The organism is Geodermatophilus sp. SYSU D00700, from assembly GCF_054050255.1.
In genome coordinates this window covers 50,255-75,921 of record NZ_JBJGZA010000002.1, presented here as the reverse complement: position 1 = coordinate 75,921, position 25,667 = coordinate 50,255, and the positions used below count along the sequence as shown (strand labels likewise).

The window sequence follows — 25,667 nt, the reverse complement described above, 5'->3', positions numbered from 1 at the left end:
CCCGCCTCAATCCGGGTCGGGCGCCAGACGGACGACCATCTTCCCGGTGTTCGCGCCCTTGAGGAGGTCGAGGAAGGCGGGGACGGCGTTCTCCAGGCCCTCGTACACGGTCTCCCGGACCACCAGCTCACCCGACCGGATCCAGCCGGACACCGTCTCGGTGAACTCGCGGTGCAGGTCGGAGTGGTCGCTCACCAGCAGGCCCGTGACCGCGAGCCGCTTGGCGATCATCAGCGAGCTGAAGTTCTTCGGCCCCGGCACCGTCTCGGTGGCGTTGTAGTTCGAGATCGCGCCGCAGATCACCGCCCGGCCGTGCACGTGCAGCGCGCCCAGCGCGGCGTCGAGGTGCTCTCCGCCGACGTTGTCGAAGAAGACGTCGATGCCGTCGGGCGCGGCCTGCCCGAGCAGGTCGCGCACGCGCCCGTCGTGGTAGTCGAAGGCGGCGGTGAAGCCGATCTCGCGCAGCCAGGCCACCTTGTCCGGGCTGCCTGCGCTGCCCACCACCGCCGAGGCGCCGCGCAGCCGCGCGAACTGGCCGACCGCGCTGCCCACCGCCCCGGCCGCACCGGAGACGAACACGGCGTCGCCCTCGCGGAACGCGGCCACCCGGAACAGCCCGGAGTACGCGGTCAGCCCGGGCATGCCCAGGATGCCCAGCGAGTAGGTGAGCGGCAGGTCCTCGGTGGCCGGCAGCTGCCGGACGTGCCGGGCGTCGAGGACGGCGACGTCGCGCCAGGCGGCGTCGGTGAGCACCAGCGCCCCCTCGGGGACGTCGGGGGAGCGGGACCCGACGACGACGCCGACCGCACCGCCCCGCATCACCTCGCCGACCTCCCACGGCGCGGCGTAGGAGGGCCCCAGGCGCATCCGGCCGCGCATGTAGGGGTCGACCGACATGGCGACCATGCGCACCACCACCTGCCCCTCGGCGGGGTCGGGGTGCTCGACCTCGACCAGCCGGAAGTCCTCGGGGGTGGGCTCGCCGTGGGGGCGGGCGGCCAGGTGCCACTCGCGGGCGTGGATGGGCACGGTGGGCTCCCTGGGTCGTCGGAGGTCGGGTGCACCGGCGATCCTGCCGTGTCCCGCACGGGGACCCGCAAGGCATAGGAAGCTCTACGCACGTATCGCGCCGCTGGACGTGCGCAGAGCTTCCTATGCCTGGAGGGGCCACATGGACGTCGTCCGCACGCCCGACGAGCGGTTCGCCGCGCTGCCCGGGTTCCCGTACCCGCCCACCTTCGTCACGTTCGACGGCGGCGACGGCACGATGCTGCGGGTGGCGGTGGTCGACGTCGGGCCGGCCGACGGCGAGGTCGTGGTGCTGCTGCACGGCGAGCCGTCGTGGTCGTTCCTCTGGCGGCACGTGATCGCCGAGCTGACCGCCGCGGGGCTGCGCGTCGTCGCGCCCGACCTGGTCGGCTTCGGCCGCTCCGACAAGCCCACCGACCCGGCCGCCTACTCCTACGCCGCGCACGTCGAGTGGATGCGGCGGACGCTCTTCGAGGGCCTCGGCCTGGTCGACGTCACCCTCGTCGGGCAGGACTGGGGCGGGCTGGTCGGGCTGCGGCTGGTGGCCGAGCACCCCGACCGGTTCGCCCGGGTCGTCGTCGCCAACACCGGCCTGCCCACCGGGGACACCCCGATGAGCGAGGCGTTCCTCGCCTGGCAGCGGTTCGCCGCGACGGCGGAGGAGTTCGAGGTCGGCCGCGTCGTCGTCAACGGCACGGTCACCGACCTGCCGCCCGAGGTCGTCGCCGCCTACGACGCGCCGTTCCCCGACGAGGCGTCCAAGGCCGGCGCCCGGGTGTTCCCGAGCCTGGTGCCGACGACGCCCGACGACCCCGCCGCGCCCGCCAACCGGGCCGCCTGGGAGGTCCTCGCCCGCTGGGACCGGCCCTTCCTCACCGCGTTCTCCGACTCCGACCCGATCACCGCCGGTGCCGACCGGGTGTTCCAGCAGGTCGTGCCCGGCGCGCGGGGGATGCCGCACACCACGCTGCCCGGCGGCGGGCACTTCCTGCAGGAGGACGTCGGCCCCGAGCTCGGCCGGGTGGTGGCCGCCTTCGTCGCGGCCACGCCGCGGCGGTGACGACGGTCGGGCCCGGCGAGGTCGCAGCGGTCCTGGCCCGGTTGCGGCGCGAGCCCGACGTCGAGGCGCCCGACCTGGTCGCCGTCGACGCCACCGACCGGCTGCTGCTCGACACCGCGGGCGAGGCGCTCGCCGGCCCCGGGCGGGTGGCCGTCGTCGACGACGCCTACGGCGCGCTGACCCTCGGTGCCCTCACGGCCGGCGCCACCGACGTCCGGGTGTCCCAGGACCTGCTGGTCGGGGAGCGGGCCCTGGCCGCCAACGCCGCGCGCACCGGCCTGGCCGGCGCCTACCGGTCGCTGCCGCTGACGACGGAGCTCCTCGACGGCGCGACCCTGGTGCTGGCCAAGGCGCCCCGGGCCCTCGACGCGCTGCGCGAGCTCACCGAGCTGGCCGCCGCCGCGGCCGCGCCCGAGGTCGTCGTGCTGGTCGGCGGGCGGGTCAAGCACATGACGCTCGGCATGAACGACGTGCTGCGCGCCGGGTTCTCCGACGTGTCGGCGACGCTGGCCAGGCAGAAGTCCCGCGTGCTCGTCGCCCGCGGCCCGCGTCCCGGGACCCGGCCCACCTTCCCCCGCTGCCGGCACGACGACGCCCTCGACCTCGACGTCTGCGCGCACGGCGCCGCCTTCGCCGGCACCCGCGTCGACGACGGCACCCGGCTGCTGCTCACCGCCCTCGCCGGTGCCGCCCCCGACGCGCGGACCGCGGTCGACCTGGGCTGCGGCACGGGGGTGCTGGCCGCGGTCCTCGCCCGGTCCCGGCCGGAGCTGGTCGTCACCGCCACCGACCAGTCGGCCGCCGCCGTCGCCTCGGCGCGGGCGACGCTGGAGCGGGCGGGGCTCGGCCGGGTCCGGGTCACCCGCGACGACGCCGCCGGTGACCTGCCCGACGGCAGCGCCGACCTCGTCGTCTGCAACCCGCCCTTCCACCTCGGGACCGCCGTGGTCACCGCCGCGGCCGACCGGCTCTTCGCCGCCGCGGCGCGGGTGCTGCGCCCGGGCGGGGAGCTGTGGGCGGTGTGGAACAACCGGCTGCCGCACCGGGCGGCGCTGCGGCGCCTGGTCGGTCCGACCCGGGTGGCCGCCGCCGACCGCCGGTTCACCGTCTCGGTGTCGACCCGCCGCTGAGCGGCGCCCCGTTCCGCTGCAGCTGGTCCACCGCCCTGCCGACGAGCGGCGGTGTCCCGTCGACCGTCGGGTTGTCGCCGCCGACCCGCGACGACACGCCGCGGCGCGCGGCGACGACCCGCATCTCGATCCCGGCCGGGCGCGACCCGCTGCTCGTACCCTGCCTGGAGTCGTCCGGCGTGAGCGGCTCGAGCTCCCTCAGTGGGGAGGTCGGTTGCTGCGCCTGCGGACCGGTGGCAGCGACGACCACGGGAAGTCGATCCACGCGTCGGTACGCCGCCACACGTAGTCGCACTTCACCAGCGACCGGGACTTCTCGTAGACCACCGCCGTGCGCACCTCGGCCACGTAGCCCGAGCAGAAGTCGCGGACCAGTTCGAGGGTCTTGCCGGTGTCGGCGACGTCGTCGGCGACGAGGACGTTCGACCCGGTGATGTCGACCTGGTCCAGCGTGGGCGGGAGCACGACCGGCAGGTCCAGCCGCTCGTCGATGCCGGTGTAGAACTCGACGTTCATCACGAACGTGTTCTTGACGTCGAGGGCGTAGCCCAGGGCCCCGCCGAGGAACAGCCCGCCGCGGGCGATCGACAGGATCAGGTCGGGCTCGAAGCCGTCGTCGACCACCTGCCGTGCCAGGTCGCGGGCCGCGGTGCCGAACGCCTCGTAGGTCAGGACCTCGCGCTCGTCGGGCACGTGCCGATCGTGCCAGCAGCGGTGACCAGGACACCGCCCGGGCCACTGCCGGCGTGGCCGCCCGGTCGACATGGCGAGCGGCCGGAGACGGTCACCGTGCGATCTCGGAACTCCGCTCAAGGCTGCTGCCCCTGGGGCGTCGCCGGCGACGGGCCCCGCGGGTCCCCTCCGGCCGGGCGTCAGCAGAAGCCGGGCGTCCCCAGCCACGCGACGTCGGCCGGCGGGACGTCGTCGCGCAGCACGGACCCCTCGATGAGGCCGTAGGGCCGGTCGTCGGCGTGGTAGACGACCGGGTCGGGACCGGGGGTGTTGTCCAGGCCGAAGGCGGACAGGTCCTGCAGGAAGTGGTGCCGGTTGGGCATCGACATGCGCACCTCGGCCACCTCGGGGAACGCCTCGAGCACCGCCTCGCCCATGCGGTACAGCGTCTGCTGGAGAGCGAGCGAGTGGGTGGCGGCGAACGTCTCCAGCAGGGTGGTCCGGACGCCCGCGAACAGCGCGTCCCAGTCGAGCTCCGCCGACGTGTACCGCCAGCGGGCGGTCACCGCGGTGGCCAGGATCCGGTCGCGGGTCTCGGCCAGCGTCGTGTACCGGTCGCGCGGGAAACCCCAGAACTCCGAGCCGGTGGTCTTGAGGACGACGAGGTCGGTCAGGCCCGCGAGCACGTGGACGTCGTCGCCGTCCGCGGTCACCACCGCCGTCCGCACCTCCCCGCCCGGCCGCCGGAAGGCGTGGTCGTGCGGCTGCCCGCCCACGGCGATCCGCTCCCAGCCGTAGGAGTCCACCGCCACCCGCGCGCCGGTGATCCAGCCGTAGGAGCCCGCGAGGTGGCGGGCCAGCCGCAGGCCGAACGCCTCCGGCGAGCCGACGCCGTCGCGCGCGAAGGCGAACACGGTGTTCTTCTGCGCGTCGGTGGTCAGGACGTGCGCGTTGTCGCCGGCGGTGTGTGCCACGGCGAAGTCGCCGCGCAGGGCGGTGCTGACGTTGAGGTCGACCAGCTCGTGCCGGGGGGAGCGGCGGTCGACCGCGACGACGCGGACCTCCGCCTTCCCGTACTGGTTCGGGCCCAGGACGATCGCCATGCCGCGCACTGTTGCACGTGGAACCTCAGGAGCCCCGGTAGGTCGAGTACGCGAACGGCGAGAGCAACAGCGGCACGTGGTGGTGGGCGGCGGGCTCGGTGACGGTGAAGGTCAGCGTCACCTCCGGCCAGAACGCCGTCACGCCGCGGACCTCGAACCAGGCGCCCGTGGCGAACACCAGCCGGTGCGGGCCCGCGACGGTCGCCTCCTCGGTCAGCCGGCAGCGGCCGTCGTCGTCGGTGATGCCCACGGCGAGCAGCTCGTCGCCCGCGTGCAGCTGGACGGCGATCCCGGCGGCCGGCCGCCCGGCGACGGCGTCGAGGACGTGCGTCGACACGCTCACGCCTCCACCAGCCCGCGCACCCGCAGCTCGGTGATCTGCGCCAGCTGCTCGACCACCTCGGCGCGCTCGGCGTCGGCGTCGTTGTCCAGGCGGCGGCGCAGCTCGGCGAGCATCTCCTCCGGGGAGCGGCCCGCCGCCCGGATCAGGTAGACGTGCCCGAAGCGCTCCTCGTAGGCGCGGTTGCCCTCGACGATCGCGGCGCGGGTGTCGTCGTCGGCCCCGCCCATCGAGCCCTGCTCCCGGCGGGAGGCCGCCGCCTCGGCCGAGGAGCCCTCCACCCGGTCGCCGATGCGGGGGTGCGTCGCCAGCGCCAGCGAGACCTCGTCCCACGGCAGCGCCCGCGCCACCTCCCCGGCCCGCCGGACCAGGGTGTCGGTGTCGGGGAACGGCCGGCCGGCGACCAGCTCGGCGGCGAAGCGCGGGGCGGCGTTGCAGCCGCGCAGCTGCTCGACGGCGGCGTCGGCGGGCTCGCTGTTGAACTCGTCGAGGCGGGACACGGTGACAGGATGGCAGCCCGGCCGGCCGAGAAGAGGGTGCAGCGGATGAGCGACGTGCGCGTGGAGGGCCCCGACGTCGAGCGGGCCGGGGAGGTGCTGACCCCCGAGGCGCTGGAGTTCGTCGCCGACCTGCAGCGCCGGTTCGGCCCGCAGCGCGACGCCCTGCTCGCCGCCCGCGCCACCCGCCGCGCCGAGATCGCCGCCGCCCGGTGGCTGGACTTCCGCCCGGAGACCGCCGACGTCCGCGAGGGCGACTGGCGGGTGCCCCCGCCGCCGCCGGCCCTGGTCGACCGCCGGGTCGAGATCACCGGTCCGACCGAGCCGAAGATGGCGGTCAACGCGCTGAACTGTGGTGCCGACGTCTGGCTGGCCGACCTGGAGGACGCCAACACCCCGCACTGGCGCAACGTCGTCACCGGGCAGGTGGTGCTGCGCGACGCCGTCCGCCGGCAGCTCGCGTTCACCAGCCCCGAGGGGCGTGAGTACCGGCTGCGCGAGGACGGCGAGCTGCCCACGATCGTGCCGCGCCCGCGCGGCTGGCACCTGCCCGAGCGGCACCTGCTCGTCGACGGCGAGCCCGCGGTGGGGGCGCTGGTCGACGCCGGGCTGTACCTGTTCCACAACGCCGCCGAGCAGCTGTCCCGCGGCGGCGGGCCGTACCTCTACCTCCCGAAGCTGGAGGGCCGGCTCGAGGCCGGGCTGTGGACGCTGGTGTTCGACCACGCCGAGCAGGTGCTCGGGATCCCCGCGGGGTCGATCCGCGCCACCATGCTCATCGAGACCATCCCGGCGGCGTTCGAGATGGAGGAGATGCTGCACGCGCTGGGCAGCCACGCCACCGGCCTGAACGCCGGCCGCTGGGACTACCTGTTCAGCGTGATCAAGGTCTTCCGCGAGGCCGGCCCGGACTTCGTGCTGCCCGACCGCGCCGCGGTGACGATGACCGCGCCGATGATGCGGGCCTACACCGACCAGCTGGTCGCCGTCTGCCACCGCCGCGGCGCGATGGCCATCGGCGGCATGGCCGCGGCCATCCCGAGCCGGAAGGACCCCGAGGCCAACGAGCGGGCGCTGGCGAAGGTCCGGGAGGACAAGACCCGCGAGGCCGGTGACGGCTTCGACGGCTCCTGGGTGGCCCACCCCGACCTGGTGCCGATCTGCCGGGAGGCCTTCGACGCCGTGCTGGGCGACCGGCCCAACCAGCTCGACCGGCAACGCCCCGAGGTGTCGGTGACCGCGGCCCGGCTGCTCGACGTCGCCGGCGTCCCGGGTGGCCGCACGATGGCCGGCCTCCGGGCCAACGTCGAGATCGCGATCCGCTACCTGGCGGCGTGGCTGGGCGGCAACGGCGCGGTCGGCATCCACGGGCTGATGGAGGACGCCGCCACCGCCGAGATCAGCCGCTCGCAGGTGTGGCAGTGGGTGCACGCCGGCGTGGAGCTCGACACCGGGGAGACGGTGACCGAGGAGCTGGTGCGCCGGGTCGTGGCCGAGGAGGTCGCCGGCATCGGCGAGCTGCCGCGCCTGGACGACGCCCGGCGGCTGTTCGAGCAGGTGGCGCTGGCCGACGACTTCCCCGACTTCCTGACCCTGCCCGCCTACGAGCTGGTGGACTGAGGAAGGACCCCCGTGCCCCCCACCACTCGCGAGCTCGCGGCGGGCCCCTGCACGGAGGCCGAACTCATCCGAGCTGCGCCGTGACCCTGGACGACGCCGTCTACGCCGAGCTCGACCGCCGCCTCGCCCCCGTCGACGCCGCGCGGGCGGCCGCCTACCCCGGGGAGCGGCCCGGCCGGCAGCCGGTGCACACCTGCTACGTGCCCGCCGACGCCGTCGTCCCCGGCCTGGCCGCCGGATGGGGCGCCGCGGCGCTGGCCGCCCTCGACGAGCACGGCCTGCCGGACCTGGGCTACGACGCCGGCCTGCTCGCGGAGGTGCTGCCCCGGGTGCGGGCCAAGCTCGCCGCCGAGCCGGTCGAGGACCTGCGGGTCGACGCCGAGGACGGTTACCGCGGCCGGCCGGAGGACGAGGACGGCGACGTCGTGCGCGCGGCCGAGGCGGTGGCCGCCGACCGCGCCGCCGGCACCGCGCCGCCGTCGGTCGGGATCCGGGGGAAGTCGCTGGAGGGGCCGACCCGCCGCCGCGGCGTGCGCTCCCTCGACCTCTTCCTGGGCGCCGTCGGCGCTACAAAGGCCACGGTCACCCTCCCCAAGGTGACCGCCGTCGAGCAGGTGCGGGCCTTCCTGCCCGTCCTGGACGCCCTGGAGGCCGCGCACGGCGTCGCGCTCGACCTCGAGCTGCAGGTGGAGACCCCGCAGGCGGTCCTCGGCGACGACGGCGCGGTGACCCTGGCGCGGATGGTGCACGCGGCCGGCCCGCGGCTGACCGGCCTGCACCACGGCACCTACGACTACAGCGCCGCGCTGGGCATCGCGGCGGCCCACCAGTCCTCCGACCACCCGGCGCTCGACCTCGCCAAGCAGCTCATGCAGGTCGCCGTCGCCGGCACCGGCGCCCGGGCGGTCGACGGCTCCACCAACGTGCTCCCCGTCGGCTCCCGCGAGCAGGTGCACGCCGGCTGGCGGGTGCACGCCGGGCTGGTCCGCCGGGCGCTGGAGCGCGGCCTCTACCAGGGCTGGGACCTGCACCCCGCGCAGCTGGTCACCCGGTACCTGGCCACCTACGCCTTCTTCCGCGGCGCGCTGCCGGCCGCGGCCGGGCGGCTGTCGGCCTACGTCGAGCGGGCCGACGCCGGGGTGCTCGACGAGCCGGCCACCGCGCGCGCCCTGGCCGGTGTGGTGCTGCGCGGACTGGACTGCGGCGCCCTCGACGACGCCGAGGTGGCCGCGGCCACCGGACTCGACCGGGTGACCCTCGACGGCCTGGCCGGGCGGAGCGGAGCAGTGTCCCCCTCCAGCGCCTAGGCTGCCGGACGTGGTGGCGCGGTGACACGGGACGCGCTCGGCTCCCTCTTCTCCGGGGGTGGGGAGGTGGGCCGGGAGATGGCCGCCCGGGACTGGTCGGCCACGCCCGTCGGCCCGCCGGAGGAGTGGCCCGCGGCGCTGCGCAACCTGGTCCGGATCGTGCTGACGTCGCGGTTCTCCATGTGGGCCGCCTACGGCCCCGAGCTGACCGCCTTCTACAACGACGCCTACCAGCGGGACACCCTGCAGGACAAGCACCCGTGGGCGCTGGGCCGGCCGGCGCGCGAGATGTGGTCGGAGATCTGGGAGGACATCGGGCCGCGGATCGAGTCGGTCCTGACCAGCGGCGTCGCCACGTGGGACGAGGACCTGCTGCTGTTCCTCGAGCGCAGCGGGTACCCGGAGGAGACCTACCACACCTTCTCCTACAGCCCGGTCGACGACGACTCCGGCGCCACCGCGGGGATGCTCTGCGTCGTCACCGAGAACACCCGGCGGGTCCTCGCCGACCGCCGCCTGCGCGCGCTGCACGACCTCGGTGAGCTGTCCACCGCGTCCGTGGGCAGCGAGGCCGACGCCTGCCGGGCCGTCGTCGACGTCCTCGCCCGGCACCGCGCGGAGGTGCCCGTCGCCCTCGCCGTCCTGCGCACCGCCGAGGGCGCCCTGGAGCCGGCCGGGGCCGCCGGGCTGACCGACCCCGCGGTGCTCCTGGGCGGCCCCCTCCGGGAGGTCGTCGAGCGGGTGGCCGCCGGCGGCGCCGCCGAGGTGGTCGCGGGGCTGCGGGCGCGCGCCGGGCAGGCGCTGCTGCCCTCGCCGGTCGGTGACGCCCGCCCCGACCAGGCCGTCGTCCTGCCGATCAGCACCGCGGCGGCCGACGTGCCCACCGGCGTCCTCGTGCTGGGCGTCAACCCCTACCGGGCCTTCGACGCCGACTACCGGGGCTTCGCCGACCTCGTCGCCGGGCACGTGTCCACCGCCGTCAGCGACGCCCAGGCCTACCTCGCCGAGCGGCGCCGCGCCGAGGCCCTCGCCGAGCTCGACCGCGCCAAGACCGACTTCTTCAGCAACGTCAGCCACGAGTTCCGGACGCCGCTCACGCTGATCATGGGCCCGGTCGCGGAGCTGCGGTCCTCCCCGGTGGCCGAGACCGACGCCCGGGTGGCGCAGGAGCTCGAGGTGGTGGAGCGCAACGCCCTGCGGCTGCAGAAGCTGGTCAACACCCTGCTGGACTTCTCCCGGCTGCAGGCCGGCCGCATCGACGCCCGCTTCGAGCCGGTCGACCTCGCCGCGGTCACCGCCGAGCTCGCCAGCGTCTTCCGGTCGGCGGTCGAACGGGCCGGCCTGACGCTCACCGTCGACTGCCCGCCGCTGCCCGAGCCGGTGCACGTCGACCGGGACATGTGGGAGAAGGTCGTCCTCAACCTGCTGTCCAACGCGCTGAAGTTCACCTTCACCGGCGGCATCACCGTGCGGCTGCGCGCGGACGGCGGCGCCGCGGTGCTCACCGTCACCGACACCGGCACCGGCATCCCCGCCGCGGAGCTGCCGCGGCTGTTCGAGCGGTTCACCCGCGTGTCCGGTGCCCGCGCCCGCTCGGGCGAGGGCAGCGGCATCGGCCTGGCGATGGTCCGCGAGCTGGTCGGGCTGCACGGTGGGGAGGTCGACGTCGACAGCACGCCCGACGTCGGCACCACGTTCACCGTCACCCTGCCGCTGGGCACCGCGCACCTGCCCGCCGACCGGCTCGTGCCGCCGGCGCCGGAGGCGCCGGCCCTGTCGGCCGCGGTGACCCCGTTCGTCACCGAGGCGGTGCGCTGGCTGCCCGACGCCGCCGAGGAGCTCCCGCCGCCCGCGTCCGGCGTCCGCGCCGGCCGGGTCCTGGTCGCCGACGACAACGCCGACATGCGCGACTACGTCAGCCGGCTGCTCGCCCCGGTGCACGAGGTGCGGGCGGTGTCCGACGGCCGCGCGGCGCTGGAGGCGGCACTGGCCGACCCGCCGGACCTCGTGGTCAGCGACGTGATGATGCCCGGCCTCGACGGCCTGCAGCTGCTCGCCGCCCTGCGCGCCGACGCCCGCACCTCCCGGGTGCCGGTGCTGCTGCTCTCGGCGCGGGCCGGACAGGAGGCCGCCGTCGAGGGCCTGGCCGCCGGCGCCGACGACTACCTGGTCAAGCCGTTCTCCGCGCAGGAGCTGCTGGCCCGCGTCGACGCCCACCTCCAGCTCGGCCGGGCCCGCCGGGAGGCCGAGGAGCGGTTCACCACCATGGCCGACCTCGCCCCGGCGCTCATCTGGGTCGCCGACGCGGAGGGCCGGCGGGTGTTCCTCAACGCCGCCTGGACCGGTTTCACCGGCCGGCCCGTCTCCGCCGAGCGCGGCGACGGCTGGCGGGACGGGCTGCACCCGCAGGACCGGGAGCGCTACGACGCGGCCGTCGCCGAGGCGACGGCGCGCGGGGAGGGGTGGGAGGTCGAGTTCCGGCTCCGCCGGGCCGACGGCGCCTTCCACTGGCTGCTCGAGCGGGCCGTGCCGATCGGGGGCGGCGGCGGTCCGGGCGGCTGGGTCGGCAGCTGCACCGACATCAACGCCCGCTACCAGGAGACCGAGCGGCAGACCCTGCTCGCCGAGGTCGGCACGGCGCTGGACCGGGAGACCGAGATCGGCGCCCAGCTCGCCGTGCTGGCCCGGCTGGTGGTCGACCGGCGGCTGGCCGAGGTGTGCACGGTCCGCGTGGTGGGCGAGGACGGCCGGCTGCGCTACGCCGGCCGGGCGGGGGACGACGACGGCGTCCGCCGGGCGCTCGAGGGCCTCGACGCCCACGGCGGGCTGGGCCTGACGGTGCTCACCAGCGGCGAGTCGGTGCTGCGGCCGCACCTGTCGGGGCCCGGCGACGGCGGCGTCCGGCTGGACCTGCGCTCGGCGCTGCTGGTCCCGCTGTCGGTCCGCGGCCGGGTGCGCGCGGTGCTGGCCATGGGTCGGCAGGACGACGCCCCGCCGTTCCACGAGGACGACCGCGTCCTGGCCGAGCAGATCGCCGCCCGCGCCGCCCTGGCACTGGACAACGCGATGCTGCTCGCCGACGCGCGGGCCACCGCCCGCCGGCTGGGGCTGCTGCAGCGGGTGACCGCGGAGCTCTCGGCGGCCACGACGCCCGAGGAGGTCGCCCGCGCCACCGCCGGCCACCTCGTCGCCCAGGTCGGGGACGAATGCCGGGCCGGCGTCTACGAGCTCGACGAGACCGGCCGCGGGCTGCGCCTGCTGGCCCTCACCGGCGACGACGGCGAGGCGCGCCGCCACTTCGCCGAGCTGCCGCTGTCGGCGCCGCTGGCGGTGACCCGCGCGGTCGCCGAGCGGCGGGCGCTGTGGGTCGAGCGGCTCGAGGACTGGCCCGGCCGCGACGGTGGCCTCGACGGCGGGCAGGCCGAGACGCTGACCCGGTTCGGGCTGGCCTCCACCGTGGCGCTGCCCCTGCTGGTGGCCGGCCGCGTGGTGGGCGTGGTCGGCGCCGGGTTCCCGCACCCGCGGTCCTTCGGCCCGGCCGAGCGCGGCATGCTGCTCGCGATCGTCGAGCAGAGCGCCCAGGCGCTGGACCGGGCCCGGCTCTACCGCGCCGAGCAGGACATCGCGCAGACGCTGCAGCTGAGCCTGCTGCCCCAGCGCCTGCCCCGGCTCGAGCGGCTCGCCCTGGCCGCGCAGTACCTGCCCGGCGCCGCGGGCACCTCGGCCGGCGGCGACTGGTACGACGTGGTGGAGCTGGGCGAGGGCCGGGTCGGGATCGCCGTCGGCGACGTCGTCGGCCAGGGGCCGTCGGCCGCCGCCGTCATGGGGCAGCTGCGCAGCGCGCTGTCGGCCGCGCTGCTGCAGGGCTGCCCGCCCGCGCAGGCGCTGGAGCTGCTGGACCGGTTCGCGACCCGGCTGCCCGGGGCGCTGGCCTCGACGGCGGCCTGCCTGGTCCTCGACTGGGAGGCCGGCACGGTGGAGTACGCCCGCGCCGGGCACCCGCCGCCGCTGCTGCTCGACGACACCGGCGCCACCGTCCTCGACGACGCCGGCGGCGCGGTCCTCGGCGTCCCCGGCCGGCCGCCCTACACCGAGGGGCGGGCCCGCGTCGCGCCCGGGACGACGCTGCTGCTCTACACCGACGGCCTCGTCGAGCGCCGGGGCGAGCTGCTGGACACCGGCCTGCAGCGGGTGGCCGACGCCGCCGTGCGGCTGGCCGTGGCCGCACCGGACCGGCTGACCCGCGACCTGCTCGCTGAGGTGCTCGACGAGGACGCGCTGCCCGACGACGTCGCGGTGATCGCCGTCCGGGTGACCCCGCCGCCGCTGCAGGAGCGGCTGCCCGCCGACCCCGCGCGCCTGCGCGGCGTGCGGCGTGCGGTCGCGGCGTGGGCGGCCGCCGCGGGCCTGTCCGAGGACGCCGTCGACGACCTGCAGCTGGCCCTCGGCGAGGCGCTGGCCAACGCCGTCGAGCACGCCTACGCCGGCAACGGCGGGGAGGGCCGCTGCGAGTACCGCCTCGAGCGGACCGCCGACGGCAGCGTCGACGTCTGCGTCCGCGACGAGGGCGTCTGGCGCCCGGCACCGGCCGACCGGGGCCACCGTGGCCGGGGCCTGGAGCTGATCTCGGCCCTGGCCACCGAGGTGGAGGTCGCGCGCACCACCGACGACCGGGGGACCGCGGGGTCCGGGACGACGGTGCGCTTCCGGTTCGTCCCGGCCGGTCCGGGGCCCGACGACCCGCCGGTCCGCACGCGGCCCGCCCTCGTCCCCGGGGAACCCCCGCGGGTGACCGTGCACCGGGAGCCCTCCCGCCTGCGGCTGGAGCTCTCCGGCGAGGTCGACCTCGACGTCGCGGCGGGGCTGCGCGCGCAGGCCCTGCAGGCGCTCGAGGACCTCCCGGACGGTGCGCGGGTGGTGCTCGACCTGCGGCCGGTGACCTACCTGGCCAGCGCGGGCGTCGGGCTGGTGCTCGAGCTGTGTGCCGCGGTGACCGCCCGACACGGCGAGGTCGACGTCCGGACCCGCGAGCGCAGCGCACCGGCCCGGGTGCTGGCCCTGGGCGGGGTCGCCGTCGGGGCGGGCTGACCGGCGCACCCGGCGCCCGGGACCCCACCGGTCTCCACCGGAGGGAGGAGGCCGCGGGCACCCACCGAGCGGTGCGCCCAGTGCGTGTCCCACAATCGACGGGAACGGCCGGGCAGTCGCGGCCCGGACGCTGTCGAGGGGCCAGTGGACCGACCTGCAGGAGCCTCCGCCACGCGGGCGGGGGTGCCGCGCGGTGCGCTCGCCCGCCGCCACTCCCCGCCCGTCGCTCCCGGGGGTCTCCTGCACACCGCCGCGCTGGTGCACTCGGCGGTCGAGGCGGTCGAGGTCGCCACGGCCTTCCTCGAGGAGGGCCTGCGCGCCGGGGACCTGCCGGTCCTCGCCTGCTCGCCCGACACCGCCGGCGCGGTCCGCCGCGCGCTCGGCGTCGTGGTCGGCGCGGTCGAGGAGGACCCCCGCATCTGCATGCTCGGCGTCCGCGCCCCCGACGCGATGGCCGCCGCCCGGCGGCTGGTCGAGCGCGCCGCCGGGTCCCGGTCCGGGCGGCTCCGGGTCGTCACCGAGCCCCAGTACGAGGCCGACCCGCGGCGCTGGCGCGAGGTGCGCCGGTACGAGGCCGCGGCCAACGCCCTGGCAGCGACCCTCCCGCTCACCCTGCTGTGCCTCTACGACCGGCAGCGGTTGCCCGCCCAGGCGCTCGAGACGGCCCGGCTGACGCACCCGGAGCTGTTCATGGGCGGGGTGCGCGTCGCCAGCTCCGACTACCGCCGGCCCGGGTCGTGCCTGCGCGATCTCGCCGTCGTCCGGGAGCCGGTCGAGGCCGGGGAGCCGGTCTACGCCGTCGACGCCGTCCCCACGCTGCCCCAGCTGCGCGCTGGCCTGCGGCAGGTGCTGGCCGCGGTCGTCCCCGACGCCGACCAGCGCGCCGACCTGCACCTGGCCGCCAGCGAGGTGGCCGCCAACGCCTTCCGCCACGGCCGGCCGCCGGTCTCGGCGCGGGTGTGGGCCGACGACACCGCCGTCGTCTGCACGATCACCGACTCCGGCCCCGGGGTCGCGGACCCCCTCGCCGGCTTCCTCCCCGCGCACGGCGACGACCTCGCCGCCGGCGGCATGGGGCTGTGGCTGGCGCGCAAGCTGTGGGACTCGGTGGACCTGCTGCCCGGGACCACCGGGGGGTTCACCGTGCGGCTGGCCACCACGCTGCACGACACGCGGGCGGGGCGCGGCGCGGCTTGACGCCCGCGATCTCTCACTGCTGAGGTACCGGCGTGGAGGATGCCGTCGACCTCATCCTCGAGCAGTGGGCGCGGGAGCGCCCCGACCTCGACTGCTCGCCGATGGGGGTCATCGGCCGGATCACCCAGCTGCAGCGCGAGGTGCACCTGGCCCAGCGCGCCACCTTCGCCCGGCACGGCCTCGACGCGCCGTCGTTCGACGTCCTCGCCGCCCTGCGCCGGGCCGGTGAGCCCTACCAGCTGACCCCCACGGCGCTCATGCGGACCGCCCTGGTCACCTCCGGCGCCATCACCCAGCGGCTGGACCGGCTCGAGGAACGGGAGCTGATCACCCGCACGCGCAGCGACGCCGACGGGCGGGCCGTCGTCGTCACGCTGACCCCGGCCGGCCGGGAGGCGCTGGACGCCGCGCTGCCCGACCACCTGGAGACCGAACGAGGCCTGCTCGCCGGCCTCAGCGACGACGAGCTCACGCAGCTGGCCGGGCTGCTGCGCCGGTTCCTGGTGACGCTGGGACGGCTGCCCCAGCGTCCCTAGCCGGCAGGGGGCACGTCGTCGACGGTGAGGTCGGGACGCACCCGCACGAAGCGCAGCGGGTGCCGGAACACCCCGGCGGTCAGGGCCGCGTCGGCGCTGACCTCCACGACGGCGACCGGCTCGACCCGGGTGAGGGCGACCGACAGCCGCCCGCCGCCGAAGCGGCCGGTGCCGATCCGGTCGGGCCACGGGTGGTCGGGGCCGGCGGGCGTGAGGACGGCGGCCAGCTCCTCGGCCTGCGCGGGGGAGAGCGGGCCGGTCCGGCCGACGACGACCAGTTCGCCGTCGCGGTAGCGCCCGGCGACGAGCTGGCCGGGGCGCTCGAGCGTGCCGATGACGCCGCCGGCGACGACCTCGGTGGTCTCCCAGGACTTGACCTTCAGCCACTCGCGGCGGCCGCCGGCGTAGCGGGTGGCCGCGCCCTTGGCCACCAGGCCCTCGATGCCCAGCGGGCGCAGGTCCTCGGCCCACCGGCGGGCCTCGGCGGGGTCGGCGGTCACCGGGGAGAGCTGCATCGGGGGCGCCCACCGCTGCGCCAGCTCCTCGAGCGCGGCGCGGCGGGCACGCAGCGGGCGGCGGCGCTGGTCGGCGCCGCCGGAGGCGAGCAGGTCGAAGGCGACGTAGGAGGCCGGGTGGGCGGCGGCCAGGGCGGCCATCCGCGCCGGCGGGGTGACCAGGCGCCGCTGCAGCAGGCCGAAGTCCAGCCGGTCGCCGCCCCAGACGACGACCTCGCCGTCGAGCACGGTGCCGGCCGGGACCTGGGCGAGCGCGGCCGCGGCGAGGTCGGGGAACCGGTCGGTGAGGTCTCGGCCCTGCTTGGACCACAGCCGGGTGCCGGTGGCACCGCGGACGACGACCAGCCGGTAGCCGTCCCACTTGGGCTCGTAGCGGCAGCCGCCGGGCAGCGCGTCCGCCGTCGGCAGGTCCCGGACGGGCTTGGCCAGCTCCACCGCGACCGGGCCGGCCAGGTCGGGCGGCAGGCCCGGCAACCCGGGGACGGAGAGCGGCACCCGGTCAGCGTCGGGCCTGCCCACCGCCCGCGCAGGCTCCTGAGCTGCCGGATCACCCGTTCAGGGCAGGTCGCGACGCTCCGCGACGGCGGCGGAGGCAGGCACGAGCGGAGGCCCGCTGTCGAGGCACGATCGGGTCACGGGACCCGGAGGGGGTGACCCCGAGTGCAGAGTGCCTTTGTAGCGCTAATGGCACCGTAGGAGGTACAGCGCGTAGGCGGCGAGCGAGGGGCCGTCGGTGAACCGGCCCTCGGCGACCATCGCCCTCAGCTCGGTCTCGGGCACGAACGCCGTCACCATGTCGGCCTCGGTGACCTCCCGGGCGGTCGGGCCCGGGGTGAGGCCGGTGGCCAGCCAGACGTCGAACTCCTGCGTCGACAGGCCCGGCGCGAGGTCGAGGTGGCCCAGGTGCTCGAGCCGCTCGGCCCGCAGCCCGGTCTCCTCGGCCAGCTCGGCGCGGGCCAGCTCCTCGGGCGTCCCGCCGCTGCCAGCGGCCAGTGCCTCGGCGGACCAGGTGCCCTGCGGGAACTCCCAGGCCCGGCGGCCCACCGGGTGGCGGAACTGCTCGACCAGCCAGAACCCGTCCCGCTCGGCGGCCAGGACGATGGCGAAGTGCGGCTTCTCGACGACGGAGTAGACGCCGGTCGACCCGTCGGCCCGTTCCACGGTGTCCTCGCGCACCCGGATCCAGGGGTTGCGGTAGATCTCCCGGCTGCCCGTCGTCCGCATGCAGCCGAGCATCGCAGGGGCGGACCATGGGGACAGGAGGTGAGCGGGTGACCGAGCGCAAGCCGGCCGGGGTGTCGTTCGAGACCTGGGTGGAACGGCAGATCCACCAGGCCCAGGAGCGCGGGGACTTCAGCGGACTGCGCGGCGCCGGGCGCCCGCTGCCGGCCTTCGACCCGGACGAGACCGTCTACGACTGGGCGGTGGCCAAGGCCCGCCGCGAGGGCATCACGCCGGCCGAGATGCTGCCGCCCGGGCTGGCGCTGCGCCGGGAGCGCGACGACCTGCCCGCCCGCGTCGCCCCGCTGCCGTCGGAGGCCGCCGTCCGCGCCGTCGCCGAGGACTACAACGCCCGCGTCGAGGCCTTCTGGCGCCGGCCGCAGGAGAGCCGGTGGTCGCCGGTGCCGGGCCTGGCCGACGTCGAGGCGCTGGTGGCGGGCTGGCGGCGCGACCGCCCGCCCCCGCCGCCGGTGGAGGAGGTCCGGGCCGAGGTGCCGCCCCGCCGCCGCTGGTGGCAGCGGCGGCGCGGACGCTAGCGCTCGAGCAGGTGCTCCCGGCCGACGGGCGGCTCGTGGGGCTCGGGCCGGTGGTCGAACGCGTCCCGGTCGCGGGCGCCCAGCGCCGACGCGTACCGCTGCACCAGCTCACTGTCCACCGGTGGTCCTCCCTCTCCCGGGCACGGCGCCGGGACCACCCGGTCGGTGGTCCCGGCGCCATGGTGGCCGCGAGGGGTGACGGTTCAGTCCGGCGTGGGCACGCGGTCGAGGAAACCGAGGACGGTGCGGATGCGGCCGTCGCCGTCGGTCACCGCGACGTCGAACCCGGTCACCGGCGGCTCGGCGCCGTCGGGCCCGAGGTGCCACGTGAAACGCACCTGGTCGTGGTGGGCGTCGGCGGGTCCGGCGAGGCGGAAGACGAAGGCGGGGAACCGGGACCGGACGGCGGCGATGAGGCCGTCCACCCCGTCCCGGCCCTCGACGTCGGCCAGCGGGTCGGTGTAGCGGACGTCGTCGGTGAGCAGCTCGTCGACGAGGGCCCGCCGCGCGGCGGGGTCCTCTTCGTTCCAGGCGTCGAGGTAGCGATCGGCGAGGTCGGTCGTGGCGGTCATGGCGGGTCTCTCCTGTCCGGATGGGGGTCAGCGGGTGCGGAGGGCGGTGAGCTGCAGGGCGGCGAACCCGGCGACGACGGCGGCCTGGAGCAGCACCCAGCCGGTGCCGGCGGCGGTCAGGTCGAACCGGCCGGTGACGACGGCGGCGACGCTGCCGGCCGCCCACAGCAGGTTGGCGCCGACGACGGCCTCGACGGCCCCGGCCGGCACCGGACGGCGCGCCGCGACCAGTGCGACGCCGGCGGCGAAGGCGAGCAGGAAGGCGCCCAGGCCGCGCAGCGCCCCGGAGGGGATCCCGAGCAGGCCGGTCAGCAGCGGGGCGGCGACCAGGTAGGCGGCGCCGTTGACGCCGGTGACGACGGCGTCCAGGCGCAGCGCCACGCGGAGCAGGTCGAGGGGGCGGCGGGTGGGGGTGGCGGTCGTTGTCATGGGACGACCGTGGAGCCGCCGGGGAGGCGCGTCGATTACCTCGGAGGTAGGCGACGCCCGGCGGCGCCGTCGCTAGCGTCCGTGCCGTGACCACCACCGCCACCGCGCCGCCGGTCGGCCGGCTGCTGCGCGGCTGGCGGCAGCGCCGCCGGCTCTCCCAGCTGGACCTGGCCGTCGACGCCGGGGTCTCCGCCCGGCACCTGAGCTTCCTCGAGACCGGCCGGGCGCGGCCGAGCCGGGAGATGCTGCTGCGGCTGGCCGAGCGGCTCGACGTGCCGCTGCGCGAGCGCAACGACCTGCTGCTCGCCGCCGGGTTCGCCCCCGCCTACGGCCGTCGCTCGCTCGGCTCGCCCGACATGGCCGCCGTCACCCGGGCCCTCGACCTGGTGCTCAGCGCGTACGAGCCGTTCCCGGCCCTCGCCGTCGACCGGTCCTGGGCGCTGGTGACGGCCAACGCCGGCGTGGTGATGCTCCTCGACGGCGTGGCGGCGCACCTGCTCGAGCCGCCGGTCAACGTGCTGCGGCTGAGCCTGCACCCGGAGGGGCTGGCGCCGCGGATCGCCAACCTGCCGCAGTGGCGGGCGCACGTGCTGCACCGGCTGGACCGCGAGGCGCACCTGACCGGCGATCCCGGGCTGGCCGCGCTGCACCGCGAGCTGGCCGCGCTCCCCGGCGGCACCGACCGCTCGACGCCGGACGGGATCGCGGTGCCGCTGCGGCTGCGCGCGGGCGAGGAGGTGCTGTCCTTCCTCAGCACGGTGACCACCTTCGGCACCGCCGTCGACCTCACCGCCGCCGAGCTCTCGGTCGAGGCGTTCCTGCCCGCCGACGAGCGCACCGCCGAGGTGCTGCGGGTGCGCCCGTTCACCGGTGGCGAACCCGCGCCTGGCCGCCCGGTGACGGGGTAGGGCACGCAGCACCCGAACCCCGAGGAGGAGCCATGACCGAGGTCCCGGGCACCGACCGCGACCAGGCGCGGGAGAACGTGCTGCACGAGACGCCCCTGGTCCCCGAGGACGTCGAGGCCGCGGGGGACGACGACCCGCGCACCACCGACCACCCGAGCTACCACGGCGACGACGGCGAGACCGGCGACGAGGCCAAGCCCCCGCCGCACAGCACCGAGCTCGACACCTGATCCGCCGTCGCTCGTGCTCTGCCCCCGATCGGGGGCAGAGCACGACTGCGCCTACAGGACGTCGAACTCGTTGGACGTCGCCCCGCCCGAGAGCCGCGCGTAGCCCGGGCCGCGGTCGAAGAACGGCTCGTCGCCGGTGCGGGCCGCGCGCAGCTGCGCCCGCAGGGCGTCGGTCGCCTCCACGTCGGCCGTGCCGTCCTCGCCGACGACGACGCCGTAGTCGTCACGGGCGCCCCGCACGGACACCTTGCGCCAGGCGATGTCCCGCAGGACCTCGTCGACCGGCCGGTCGAGCGGGTCCCCCCAGCCGCCGCCGCCCGTCGTCCGGATGCGCACGACCGTGCCCGCCGGCAGCGGCTCGGCGTCGGCGAGCGCGTCGACCTCGCGCTCGTCCGGGCCGCCCGGGTCGACGGTCACCTGGAACGGCCGCCCGGCCTTCCCGCCCTTGACGCCCCAGCAGGACAGGATCGAGCGGTCGGCGATCGACATGAAGTGCGCGTCGCGCAGCACCCGGATGTGCTTCTCGTAGCCGCAGCCGCCGCGGTGGCGGCCGGGACCGCCGGAGTCCAGCGCCAGGCCCAGCCGCTCGACGCGCAGCGGGAAGCGGCCCTCGGTGAACTCGGTCGGCAGGTTCCGCGAGTCCGGGACGACGTGGATGGTGTCCTCGCCGTCGGCGTAGTACCGGCCGCCCGACCCGCCGCCGAGCACCTCGCGCATGAGGTAGGGCCGGCCGTCGAGGTCGGTGCCGTAGACGCCGGTGTAGCGGATCGTCTCCTGGTCGGCGGGCATCCGGCCGCCGGTGGCCTTGGCCAGCACGCCGGCGAGGACGCCCAGCAGGCGCAGGATGACGAACGTCCGCGCGTTGGTCGGTGCCGGGAAGACCGGCGTGAGCAGCGTGCCCTTCTCCGGGAACCGCATCTCGATCAGCGGGACGACGCCCTCGTTGACGTCGAGCTCGGCCATCCGCTCGGGCGTCTCGGCGAGGTTGCGCAGGATCGGCGCCAGCCACTTCTTGAGGAAGTTGCCGTCGGCGTAGTCGCCGCAGTGGTTGATCGGGCCCTTGGCCTGCGGGCCGGTGCCGGTGAAGTCGATGACCAGCGGCGTCTCCCGGGTGGAGTCCATGGTCAGCGTGATCCGCTGCCGGTGGAGCTTGGGCTCCTCGACGCCGTCGTGCTCGGCGTAGTCCTCCCAGACGTAGGTGCCGTCGGGGATCTGCGACAGGATCTCGCGCCGGTAGACCTCGGTGGAGTTGGCCAGGATCGCGTCGAAGCACGCCTCGACGGCCTCCACCCCGTAGCGGTCGAACAGCTCACCGAGGCGGCGGGCGCCGGCCAGGCAGGCCGAGCACTCGGCGTCGAGGTCGGCGGCCAGCGAGTCGGGCATGCGCGAGTTGCGGGTCATGATCGCCAGCGCCGCCTGGTTGGGCACGCCGCGGTCCCACAGCTTGATCGGGGGGACCATGAGCCCCTCCTCGTACACGCTGGTCGCCGCGCTGGGCATCGACCCGGGCACCGCGCCGCCGATGTCGTCGTGGTGCCCGAAGGCCTGGACGAAGGCGACGACCCGCTCGGCGCCGTCCAGGTGGGCGAACACCGGCACGGTGACGCACAGGTCGGGCAGGTGCCCGATCCCGCCCTCGGAGAGGTAGACGTCGTTGTGGAAGAAGACGTCACCGGGGTGCATGGTCTCGATCGGGTGGTCGCGCACCACCGGGTGCACGAGCGCCGAGTACGACCGGCCGGTGAGCTTGCGCAGCTCCCGGTCGTGGATGCCGGCCCGGAAGTCGTGCGCGTCGCGGATCATCGGCGAACGCGAGGTGCGGCCGATGGAGGTCTCGACCTCCTTCTCGATCGCGGCCAGCGTGCCGGCGACGATCTCGACCAGCACCGGGTCGGCGTCGGCCTTCCCCCCGGTGAGGGTGCCCGTGGGGAAGGCGCCCTGCCGGTCGGGTGAGCTCGCGAGCTCGCTCACTGGCCCGCCTCCTTCGTCAGCAGCAGGTTCCCGAAGCGGTCGACGGTGGCCGCGAAACCGGGGTGCACCGGGACGGTCGAGCCGAACTCCTCGACGACCGCCGGCCCGGCCACCACGTCGCCGGGGGCCAGCCGGGTGCGGTCGTGGGTCGGGGTGTCCACCCAGTCGTCGAAGAACACCCGCCGCGAGCCGGTGACGGCGCGCTCGACGCCGCCGTCGCCGGCGGGCAGCTCCACCACGTCGGGACGGCGGATCGGCCCGATCCCGCTGACCCGGAGGTTGACCCACTCGACGGCCTGGCGCGGGTCGTCGGCGAAGTCGTAGCCGTAGAGCCGGCGGTGGGCGGCGTGGAAGGCCTGCGCGACGTCCTCCGCCGCGGCCCGGTCGAGCTCGCCGTCGGCCACCGGGACGCGCACCTCGAACGCCTGGCCCACGTAGCGCAGGTCCGCCGTCCGCTGCATCCGCTGCTCGGCGCGGTCGAAGCCCTCGCCGTCCAGCGCCGTGCGCGCCTGGGCCTCGAGGTCGCCGAAGACCGACCGCACGCGCGCCAGGTCGAGGTCGAGGTGCCGGCTGACGACGGTCTGCACGTAGTCGTTGCGGACGTCGACGGTCAGCAGCCCGAACGCGCTGACGTTGCCGGGGTTCGGCGGCACCAGCGTGCGGGGCAGGCCGAGCACGTCCATCAGGCGGCAGGCCAGCAGCGAGCCGGAGCCGCCGAAGGTGGTGAGGGTGAAGTCGCGGACGTCGAGACCGCGGGCCACGGTGACCTGGCGCAGCGCGTTGGCCTGGTTCCACGCGGAGATCTCGAGGATGCCGGTGGCGGTGCGCTCCAGCGACAGCCCCAGCCGTTCCCCGAGCGCGGTCAGCCCCGCGCGGGCGGCGTCCACCGACAGCGGGATCTCCCCGCCGAGCAGGTGCGGGGGGATCCGGCCGAGGACGACGTGCGCGTCGGTGACGGTGGGCTGGTCGCCGCCGCCGGGGTAGCACATCGGGCCGGGGTCGGCGCCGGCCGAGCGCGGGCCCACCTTGAGCGTGCCCTCGGGGGAGAGCCACGCGATCGAGCCGCCGCCCGCCCCAACGGTGACGACGTCGATCATCGGGATCTTCGACGGGTAGTCGCCCACCGAGCCCTCGGTGGTGAGCGTCGGCTCGCCGTCGATGACGACGGTGACGTCGGTCGAGGTGCCGCCGCCGTCGCAGGTGAGCACCCGGTCGAAGCCGGCGGTGCCCGCGATGAGCGCCGCGCCCAGGGCCCCGGCGGCCGGGCCGGAGAGCATCGTGGTGATCGGCTGGTGCACGACCTCGCCGGCCGAGAGCACGCCGCCGTTGCTCTTCATCACGTAGAACGGCACGCCCGGGGCGATCTCGTCGAGCCGGGTGCGGATGTTCGTGACGTACGCGCCGACCCTCGGCTTGACCGCGGCGTCGACCAGCGTGGTCACCGACCGCTCGTACTCCCGGTACTCGCGCAGCACCTCGGAGCTGATGCTGACCACGGCGTCGGGGTGCTCCTCGCGGAGGACCTCGAGCATCCGGCGCTCGTGCGCGTCGTCCGCGTAGGCGTGCAGGAAGCAGACGCCGATGGTGGTGATGCCGGCGTCGCGGAAGAAGCGGGCGGCCGCGCGGGCGTCGCCCTCGTCGAACGGGCGCACCTCCTCGCCGTGGTGGTCGAGCCGGCCGCGGACGGTGCGCACCAGGTCGGCCGGCACGATCCGCGGCGGCTTGACCCAGAAGTAGCTGTTGCCGTACCCGTCGGGCACCGACTGCCGGGCGATCTCCAGCACCGACTCGTAGCCCTCGGTCGTGACGAAGCCGATCCGGTCGAGCCTGCCCTCGAGCAGCTGGTTGGTCGCCACCGTCGTCCCGTGGCTGACCGCGGTGACCGCGTCGCCGGGCAGGCCCAGCAGGCCGAGGACCTTGCGGACGCCGGTGAGGAAGCCCTCGGCCGGGTCGGCGGGGGTGGAGGGCGTCTTGGTGGTGGTCGTCGCCCCGGTCTCCTCGTCGACGGCGACCACGTCGGTGAACGTGCCCCCGGTGTCGATGCCGATCCGCACCCGGCGCGCCGCTGCCATGCCCGGATACCTTAGTGCTGAGACATCAGGTCCGGGAAGAGCCGCGCCGAGGGTCCGTGGGTGCTCCGCTGAGCCGGCCCGGCGTCCCGGCGCAGGCACCGGACCGGCCGGTACGGGAACCCGGACCGGCCCGTCGACGTGGGACGGTCACCGTGGTCTCATCCGGTGTGTCGGCGGACGCCGACGGGGGAGGAGCCGACATGGTCCGGGTGCACGGCGGCCGCGAGGACCGCGGCCGGGCCGGGGTGCGCGCCGTCCGCGACGCGCGGGGCTGAGTGGACGACCGGCTGGCGCAGGGGTTCGTCGAGGGCACCGACGCCCTCGTCACCGTCGTGGGCGCCGACGGCCGGATCCTGCTGGCCAACCCCGCGCTGCAGCGCTTCACCGGGCGGTGCGCCGAGGAGCTGCTCGGGCTGCCCTTCTGGGAGGTGTGGGTCGTCCCCGAGCACCGGGAGCTGGCCCGTGACGCCGTCGAGCAGGCGGTGCGGACCGGCCGGGCACACCCCCAGGAGGGGGACTGGCTCGACCGGGACGGCGCCCGCCGGCTGGTGTCGATGCGCAACAACGTCCTGACCGGTCCCGACGGCCGGCCCTTCGCGGTGGCCTGCATCGGCATCGACGTCACCGAGCAGCGGCGGCGGGAGGAGCTGCTCGCGCAGCGGGCCCGCACCGACCGGCTGACCGGCATCGCCAACCGGCACACGTTCTTCGAGGAGCTCACCCGCCGGCTCGACCCGCGGTCGGCCGACCCCTGCGGGGTGCTCTTCTGCGACCTCGACGGCTTCAAGGGGGTCAACGACGTGCACGGGCACGGCGTCGGCGACTCGGTGCTCGTGGAGGTCGCCGCCCGGCTGCAGGCTGCGGCCGGGCCCGGCGACGTCGTCGCCCGCTTCGGCGGCGACGAGTTCGTGGTGCTCTCGCCCGACTGCGACGAGTCCGACGTCGGCGAGCTGGCCGCGCTGGTGTCCGCGCGGGTGACCGCGCCGGTGCCGACCGTGGCCGGGCCGCTGCGGGTCGGGATGAGCATCGGTGGGGCCGTCGGCCGGCCCGGCGACACCCCCGACGACGTCGTCGCCCGCGCCGACCGGGCGATGTACGGGGCCAAGACCCGGCAGCGACGACGTTCGGAGCGATGAAGGACCCCCTTGCCCCCACCGCTCGCAGGCTCGCGGCGGGACCCTGCAACGGGGCCGTTCGAGCAACTACCGGGGGCGGCCGATCCCGGTGGCGTAGAGGACGGCGAGCACCGCGCCCGACGGGACGAACCAGATCGGCCACGGGTAGACGGCATCGCCGTTGCCCAGCGACACCAGCAGCCAGACGACGACGTTGACCGCCACCACGCACGCCCACACCGTGGTGAGCACCCGCATCGTGGTGCCGCCGGCGGTGTCGGAGAAGACCCGGTGCCGGGGAGCCGGCGGCGGCGGGGGCGGCGGCTCGGGCAGGTCGAGGGTGATCCGCTGCAGCTCGCCGCGGGTGCGCGCGGCCCACACCGCCTGCAGCCGCTCGTCGAACTCGTGCAGGTCGAGCTGGCCGTCGCCCACCGCACGGCGCAGCCGTTCCTGGACGGCGGTGCGCTCGACGTCGGACACCCGGAGGTCTGCGGTGCGGACCGGCTCGGTCATGCGCCA

25 protein-coding genes are annotated in these 25,667 nt (G+C 76.1%); 12 read left to right on the top strand and 13 right to left on the bottom strand.

The genetic code is table 11. From position 1 onward, the window contains the following. Positions 1 to 6: 6 nt before the first annotated feature. Entirely contained in the window at positions 7 to 1,029 is a 1,023-nt protein-coding gene (locus tag ACI79V_RS02040; RefSeq protein WP_456886392.1) for an NADP-dependent oxidoreductase, read from the bottom strand. A 142-nt stretch (positions 1,030 to 1,171) separates the two neighbouring features. Here ACI79V_RS02040 and ACI79V_RS02035 point away from each other — a divergent pair, with 142 nt between their 5' ends. Next, positions 1,172 to 2,089, top strand: coding sequence for a haloalkane dehalogenase (locus tag ACI79V_RS02035; protein ID WP_456886390.1), 918 nt, complete (start codon positions 1,172 to 1,174; stop codon positions 2,087 to 2,089). Next, positions 2,086 to 3,219 (top strand): class I SAM-dependent methyltransferase, encoded by a 1,134-nt coding sequence (locus tag ACI79V_RS02030; protein ID WP_456886388.1) that lies wholly within the window; start codon positions 2,086 to 2,088, stop codon positions 3,217 to 3,219. The genes ACI79V_RS02035 and ACI79V_RS02030 overlap by 4 nt, the downstream gene beginning before the upstream one ends. 198 nt (positions 3,220 to 3,417) lie before the next feature. Here ACI79V_RS02030 and ACI79V_RS02025 read toward each other — a convergent pair whose 3' ends face one another. The 4 genes from ACI79V_RS02025 to uraD form a co-directional block, all read right to left on the bottom strand. Further along, positions 3,418 to 3,912, bottom strand: coding sequence for a phosphoribosyltransferase (locus tag ACI79V_RS02025; RefSeq protein ID WP_456886386.1), 495 nt, complete (start codon positions 3,910 to 3,912; stop codon positions 3,418 to 3,420). Positions 3,913 to 4,091: 179 nt separating this feature from the next. After that, positions 4,092 to 4,994, bottom strand: a complete 903-nt coding sequence (gene pucL, locus ACI79V_RS02020; RefSeq protein WP_456886383.1) for a factor-independent urate hydroxylase — start codon at positions 4,992 to 4,994, stop codon at positions 4,092 to 4,094. Between the two features lie 25 nt (positions 4,995 to 5,019). Next, complete coding sequence (gene uraH / locus ACI79V_RS02015; protein ID WP_456886381.1) at positions 5,020 to 5,337, bottom strand: hydroxyisourate hydrolase; 318 nt, start codon at positions 5,335 to 5,337, stop codon at positions 5,020 to 5,022. Further along, complete coding sequence (gene uraD / locus ACI79V_RS02010) at positions 5,334 to 5,834, bottom strand: 2-oxo-4-hydroxy-4-carboxy-5-ureidoimidazoline decarboxylase (RefSeq protein WP_456876271.1); 501 nt, start codon at positions 5,832 to 5,834, stop codon at positions 5,334 to 5,336. Before uraD ends, uraH begins: the two co-directional genes overlap by 4 nt. Before the next feature lie 9 nt (positions 5,835 to 5,843). On the opposite strand from uraD, the gene aceB reads away from it, so the two are divergent. From aceB to ACI79V_RS01985, 5 genes are all read left to right on the top strand, one after another. Next, on the top strand, positions 5,844 to 7,451 hold the full coding sequence (gene aceB / locus ACI79V_RS02005; protein ID WP_456886379.1) for a malate synthase A: 1,608 nt from the start codon (positions 5,844 to 5,846) through the stop codon (positions 7,449 to 7,451). A gap of 80 nt (positions 7,452 to 7,531) precedes the next feature. Further along, complete coding sequence (locus ACI79V_RS02000; protein ID WP_456886377.1) at positions 7,532 to 8,758, top strand: DUF6986 family protein; 1,227 nt, start codon at positions 7,532 to 7,534, stop codon at positions 8,756 to 8,758. Positions 8,759 to 8,779: 21 nt separating this feature from the next. Continuing rightward, positions 8,780 to 13,846, top strand: coding sequence for a SpoIIE family protein phosphatase (locus ACI79V_RS01995; protein ID WP_456886375.1), 5,067 nt, complete (start codon positions 8,780 to 8,782; stop codon positions 13,844 to 13,846). 183 nt (positions 13,847 to 14,029) lie between these two features. Beyond that, complete coding sequence (locus ACI79V_RS01990; RefSeq protein ID WP_456886373.1) at positions 14,030 to 15,043, top strand: anti-sigma factor RsbA family regulatory protein; 1,014 nt, start codon at positions 14,030 to 14,032, stop codon at positions 15,041 to 15,043. Positions 15,044 to 15,075: 32 nt separating this feature from the next. Continuing rightward, entirely contained in the window at positions 15,076 to 15,579 is a 504-nt protein-coding gene (locus ACI79V_RS01985) for a MarR family winged helix-turn-helix transcriptional regulator (RefSeq protein WP_456876276.1), read from the top strand. On the opposite strand, the gene ACI79V_RS01980 is transcribed toward ACI79V_RS01985, so the two are convergent. Further along, the gene (locus ACI79V_RS01980) at positions 15,576 to 16,589 is read right to left on the bottom strand and encodes an ATP-dependent DNA ligase (RefSeq protein WP_456886371.1); all 1,014 of its coding nucleotides are present in this window, start codon (positions 16,587 to 16,589) and stop codon (positions 15,576 to 15,578) included. The genes ACI79V_RS01985 and ACI79V_RS01980 overlap by 4 nt on opposite strands. Before the next feature lie 186 nt (positions 16,590 to 16,775). After that, the gene (locus ACI79V_RS01975) at positions 16,776 to 17,318 is read right to left on the bottom strand and encodes an NUDIX domain-containing protein (RefSeq protein ID WP_456886369.1); all 543 of its coding nucleotides are present in this window, start codon (positions 17,316 to 17,318) and stop codon (positions 16,776 to 16,778) included. A 47-nt stretch (positions 17,319 to 17,365) separates the two neighbouring features. Here ACI79V_RS01975 and ACI79V_RS01970 point away from each other — a divergent pair, with 47 nt between their 5' ends. Continuing rightward, the gene (locus tag ACI79V_RS01970; RefSeq protein ID WP_456886365.1) at positions 17,366 to 17,851 is read left to right on the top strand and encodes a DnaJ family domain-containing protein; all 486 of its coding nucleotides are present in this window, start codon (positions 17,366 to 17,368) and stop codon (positions 17,849 to 17,851) included. Here ACI79V_RS01970 and ACI79V_RS01965 read toward each other — a convergent pair. The 3 genes from ACI79V_RS01965 to ACI79V_RS01955 all read right to left on the bottom strand — a co-directional run bounded on the left by ACI79V_RS01965 (position 17,848) and on the right by ACI79V_RS01955 (position 18,852). After that, positions 17,848 to 17,970, bottom strand: a complete 123-nt coding sequence (locus tag ACI79V_RS01965; protein ID WP_456886363.1) for a hypothetical protein — start codon at positions 17,968 to 17,970, stop codon at positions 17,848 to 17,850. The genes ACI79V_RS01970 and ACI79V_RS01965 overlap by 4 nt on opposite strands. 84 nt (positions 17,971 to 18,054) lie before the next feature. Continuing rightward, a complete protein-coding gene (locus ACI79V_RS01960; protein WP_456886359.1) occupies positions 18,055 to 18,423 on the bottom strand; it encodes a nuclear transport factor 2 family protein in 369 nt (122 codons plus the stop codon). Positions 18,424 to 18,450: 27 nt separating this feature from the next. After that, positions 18,451 to 18,852 (bottom strand): hypothetical protein, encoded by a 402-nt coding sequence (locus ACI79V_RS01955; protein ID WP_456886357.1) that lies wholly within the window; start codon positions 18,850 to 18,852, stop codon positions 18,451 to 18,453. 86 nt (positions 18,853 to 18,938) lie between these two features. Between ACI79V_RS01955 and ACI79V_RS01950 the strand changes: the two genes are divergently transcribed. Both ACI79V_RS01950 and ACI79V_RS01945 read left to right on the top strand, forming a co-directional pair. After that, on the top strand, positions 18,939 to 19,760 hold the full coding sequence (locus ACI79V_RS01950; protein WP_456886355.1) for a helix-turn-helix domain-containing protein: 822 nt from the start codon (positions 18,939 to 18,941) through the stop codon (positions 19,758 to 19,760). 32 nt (positions 19,761 to 19,792) lie between these two features. Next, positions 19,793 to 19,990 carry a hypothetical protein gene (locus tag ACI79V_RS01945; RefSeq protein WP_456886353.1) on the top strand — a complete coding sequence of 66 codons (198 nt, stop codon included), beginning with the start codon at positions 19,793 to 19,795 and terminating at the stop codon, positions 19,988 to 19,990. 51 nt (positions 19,991 to 20,041) lie between these two features. Here ACI79V_RS01945 and ACI79V_RS01940 read toward each other — a convergent pair whose 3' ends face one another. Then, positions 20,042 to 21,961, bottom strand: a complete 1,920-nt coding sequence (locus ACI79V_RS01940) for a hydantoinase B/oxoprolinase family protein (protein ID WP_456886351.1) — start codon at positions 21,959 to 21,961, stop codon at positions 20,042 to 20,044. Further along, entirely contained in the window at positions 21,958 to 24,033 is a 2,076-nt protein-coding gene (locus tag ACI79V_RS01935; RefSeq protein WP_456886349.1) for a hydantoinase/oxoprolinase family protein, read from the bottom strand. Before ACI79V_RS01935 ends, ACI79V_RS01940 begins: the two co-directional genes overlap by 4 nt. A gap of 152 nt (positions 24,034 to 24,185) precedes the next feature. Here ACI79V_RS01935 and ACI79V_RS01930 point away from each other — a divergent pair, with 152 nt between their 5' ends. Beyond that, entirely contained in the window at positions 24,186 to 24,308 is a 123-nt protein-coding gene (locus ACI79V_RS01930) for a hypothetical protein (protein ID WP_456876287.1), read from the top strand. Continuing rightward, complete coding sequence (locus ACI79V_RS01925) at positions 24,309 to 25,169, top strand: GGDEF domain-containing protein (RefSeq protein WP_456886346.1); 861 nt, start codon at positions 24,309 to 24,311, stop codon at positions 25,167 to 25,169. A gap of 66 nt (positions 25,170 to 25,235) precedes the next feature. Here the strand turns inward: ACI79V_RS01925 and ACI79V_RS01920 are convergent, their stop codons facing one another. Continuing rightward, positions 25,236 to 25,661 carry a DUF1707 SHOCT-like domain-containing protein gene (locus ACI79V_RS01920; RefSeq protein WP_456886344.1) on the bottom strand — a complete coding sequence of 142 codons (426 nt, stop codon included), beginning with the start codon at positions 25,659 to 25,661 and terminating at the stop codon, positions 25,236 to 25,238. Positions 25,662 to 25,667 lie beyond the last annotated feature (6 nt).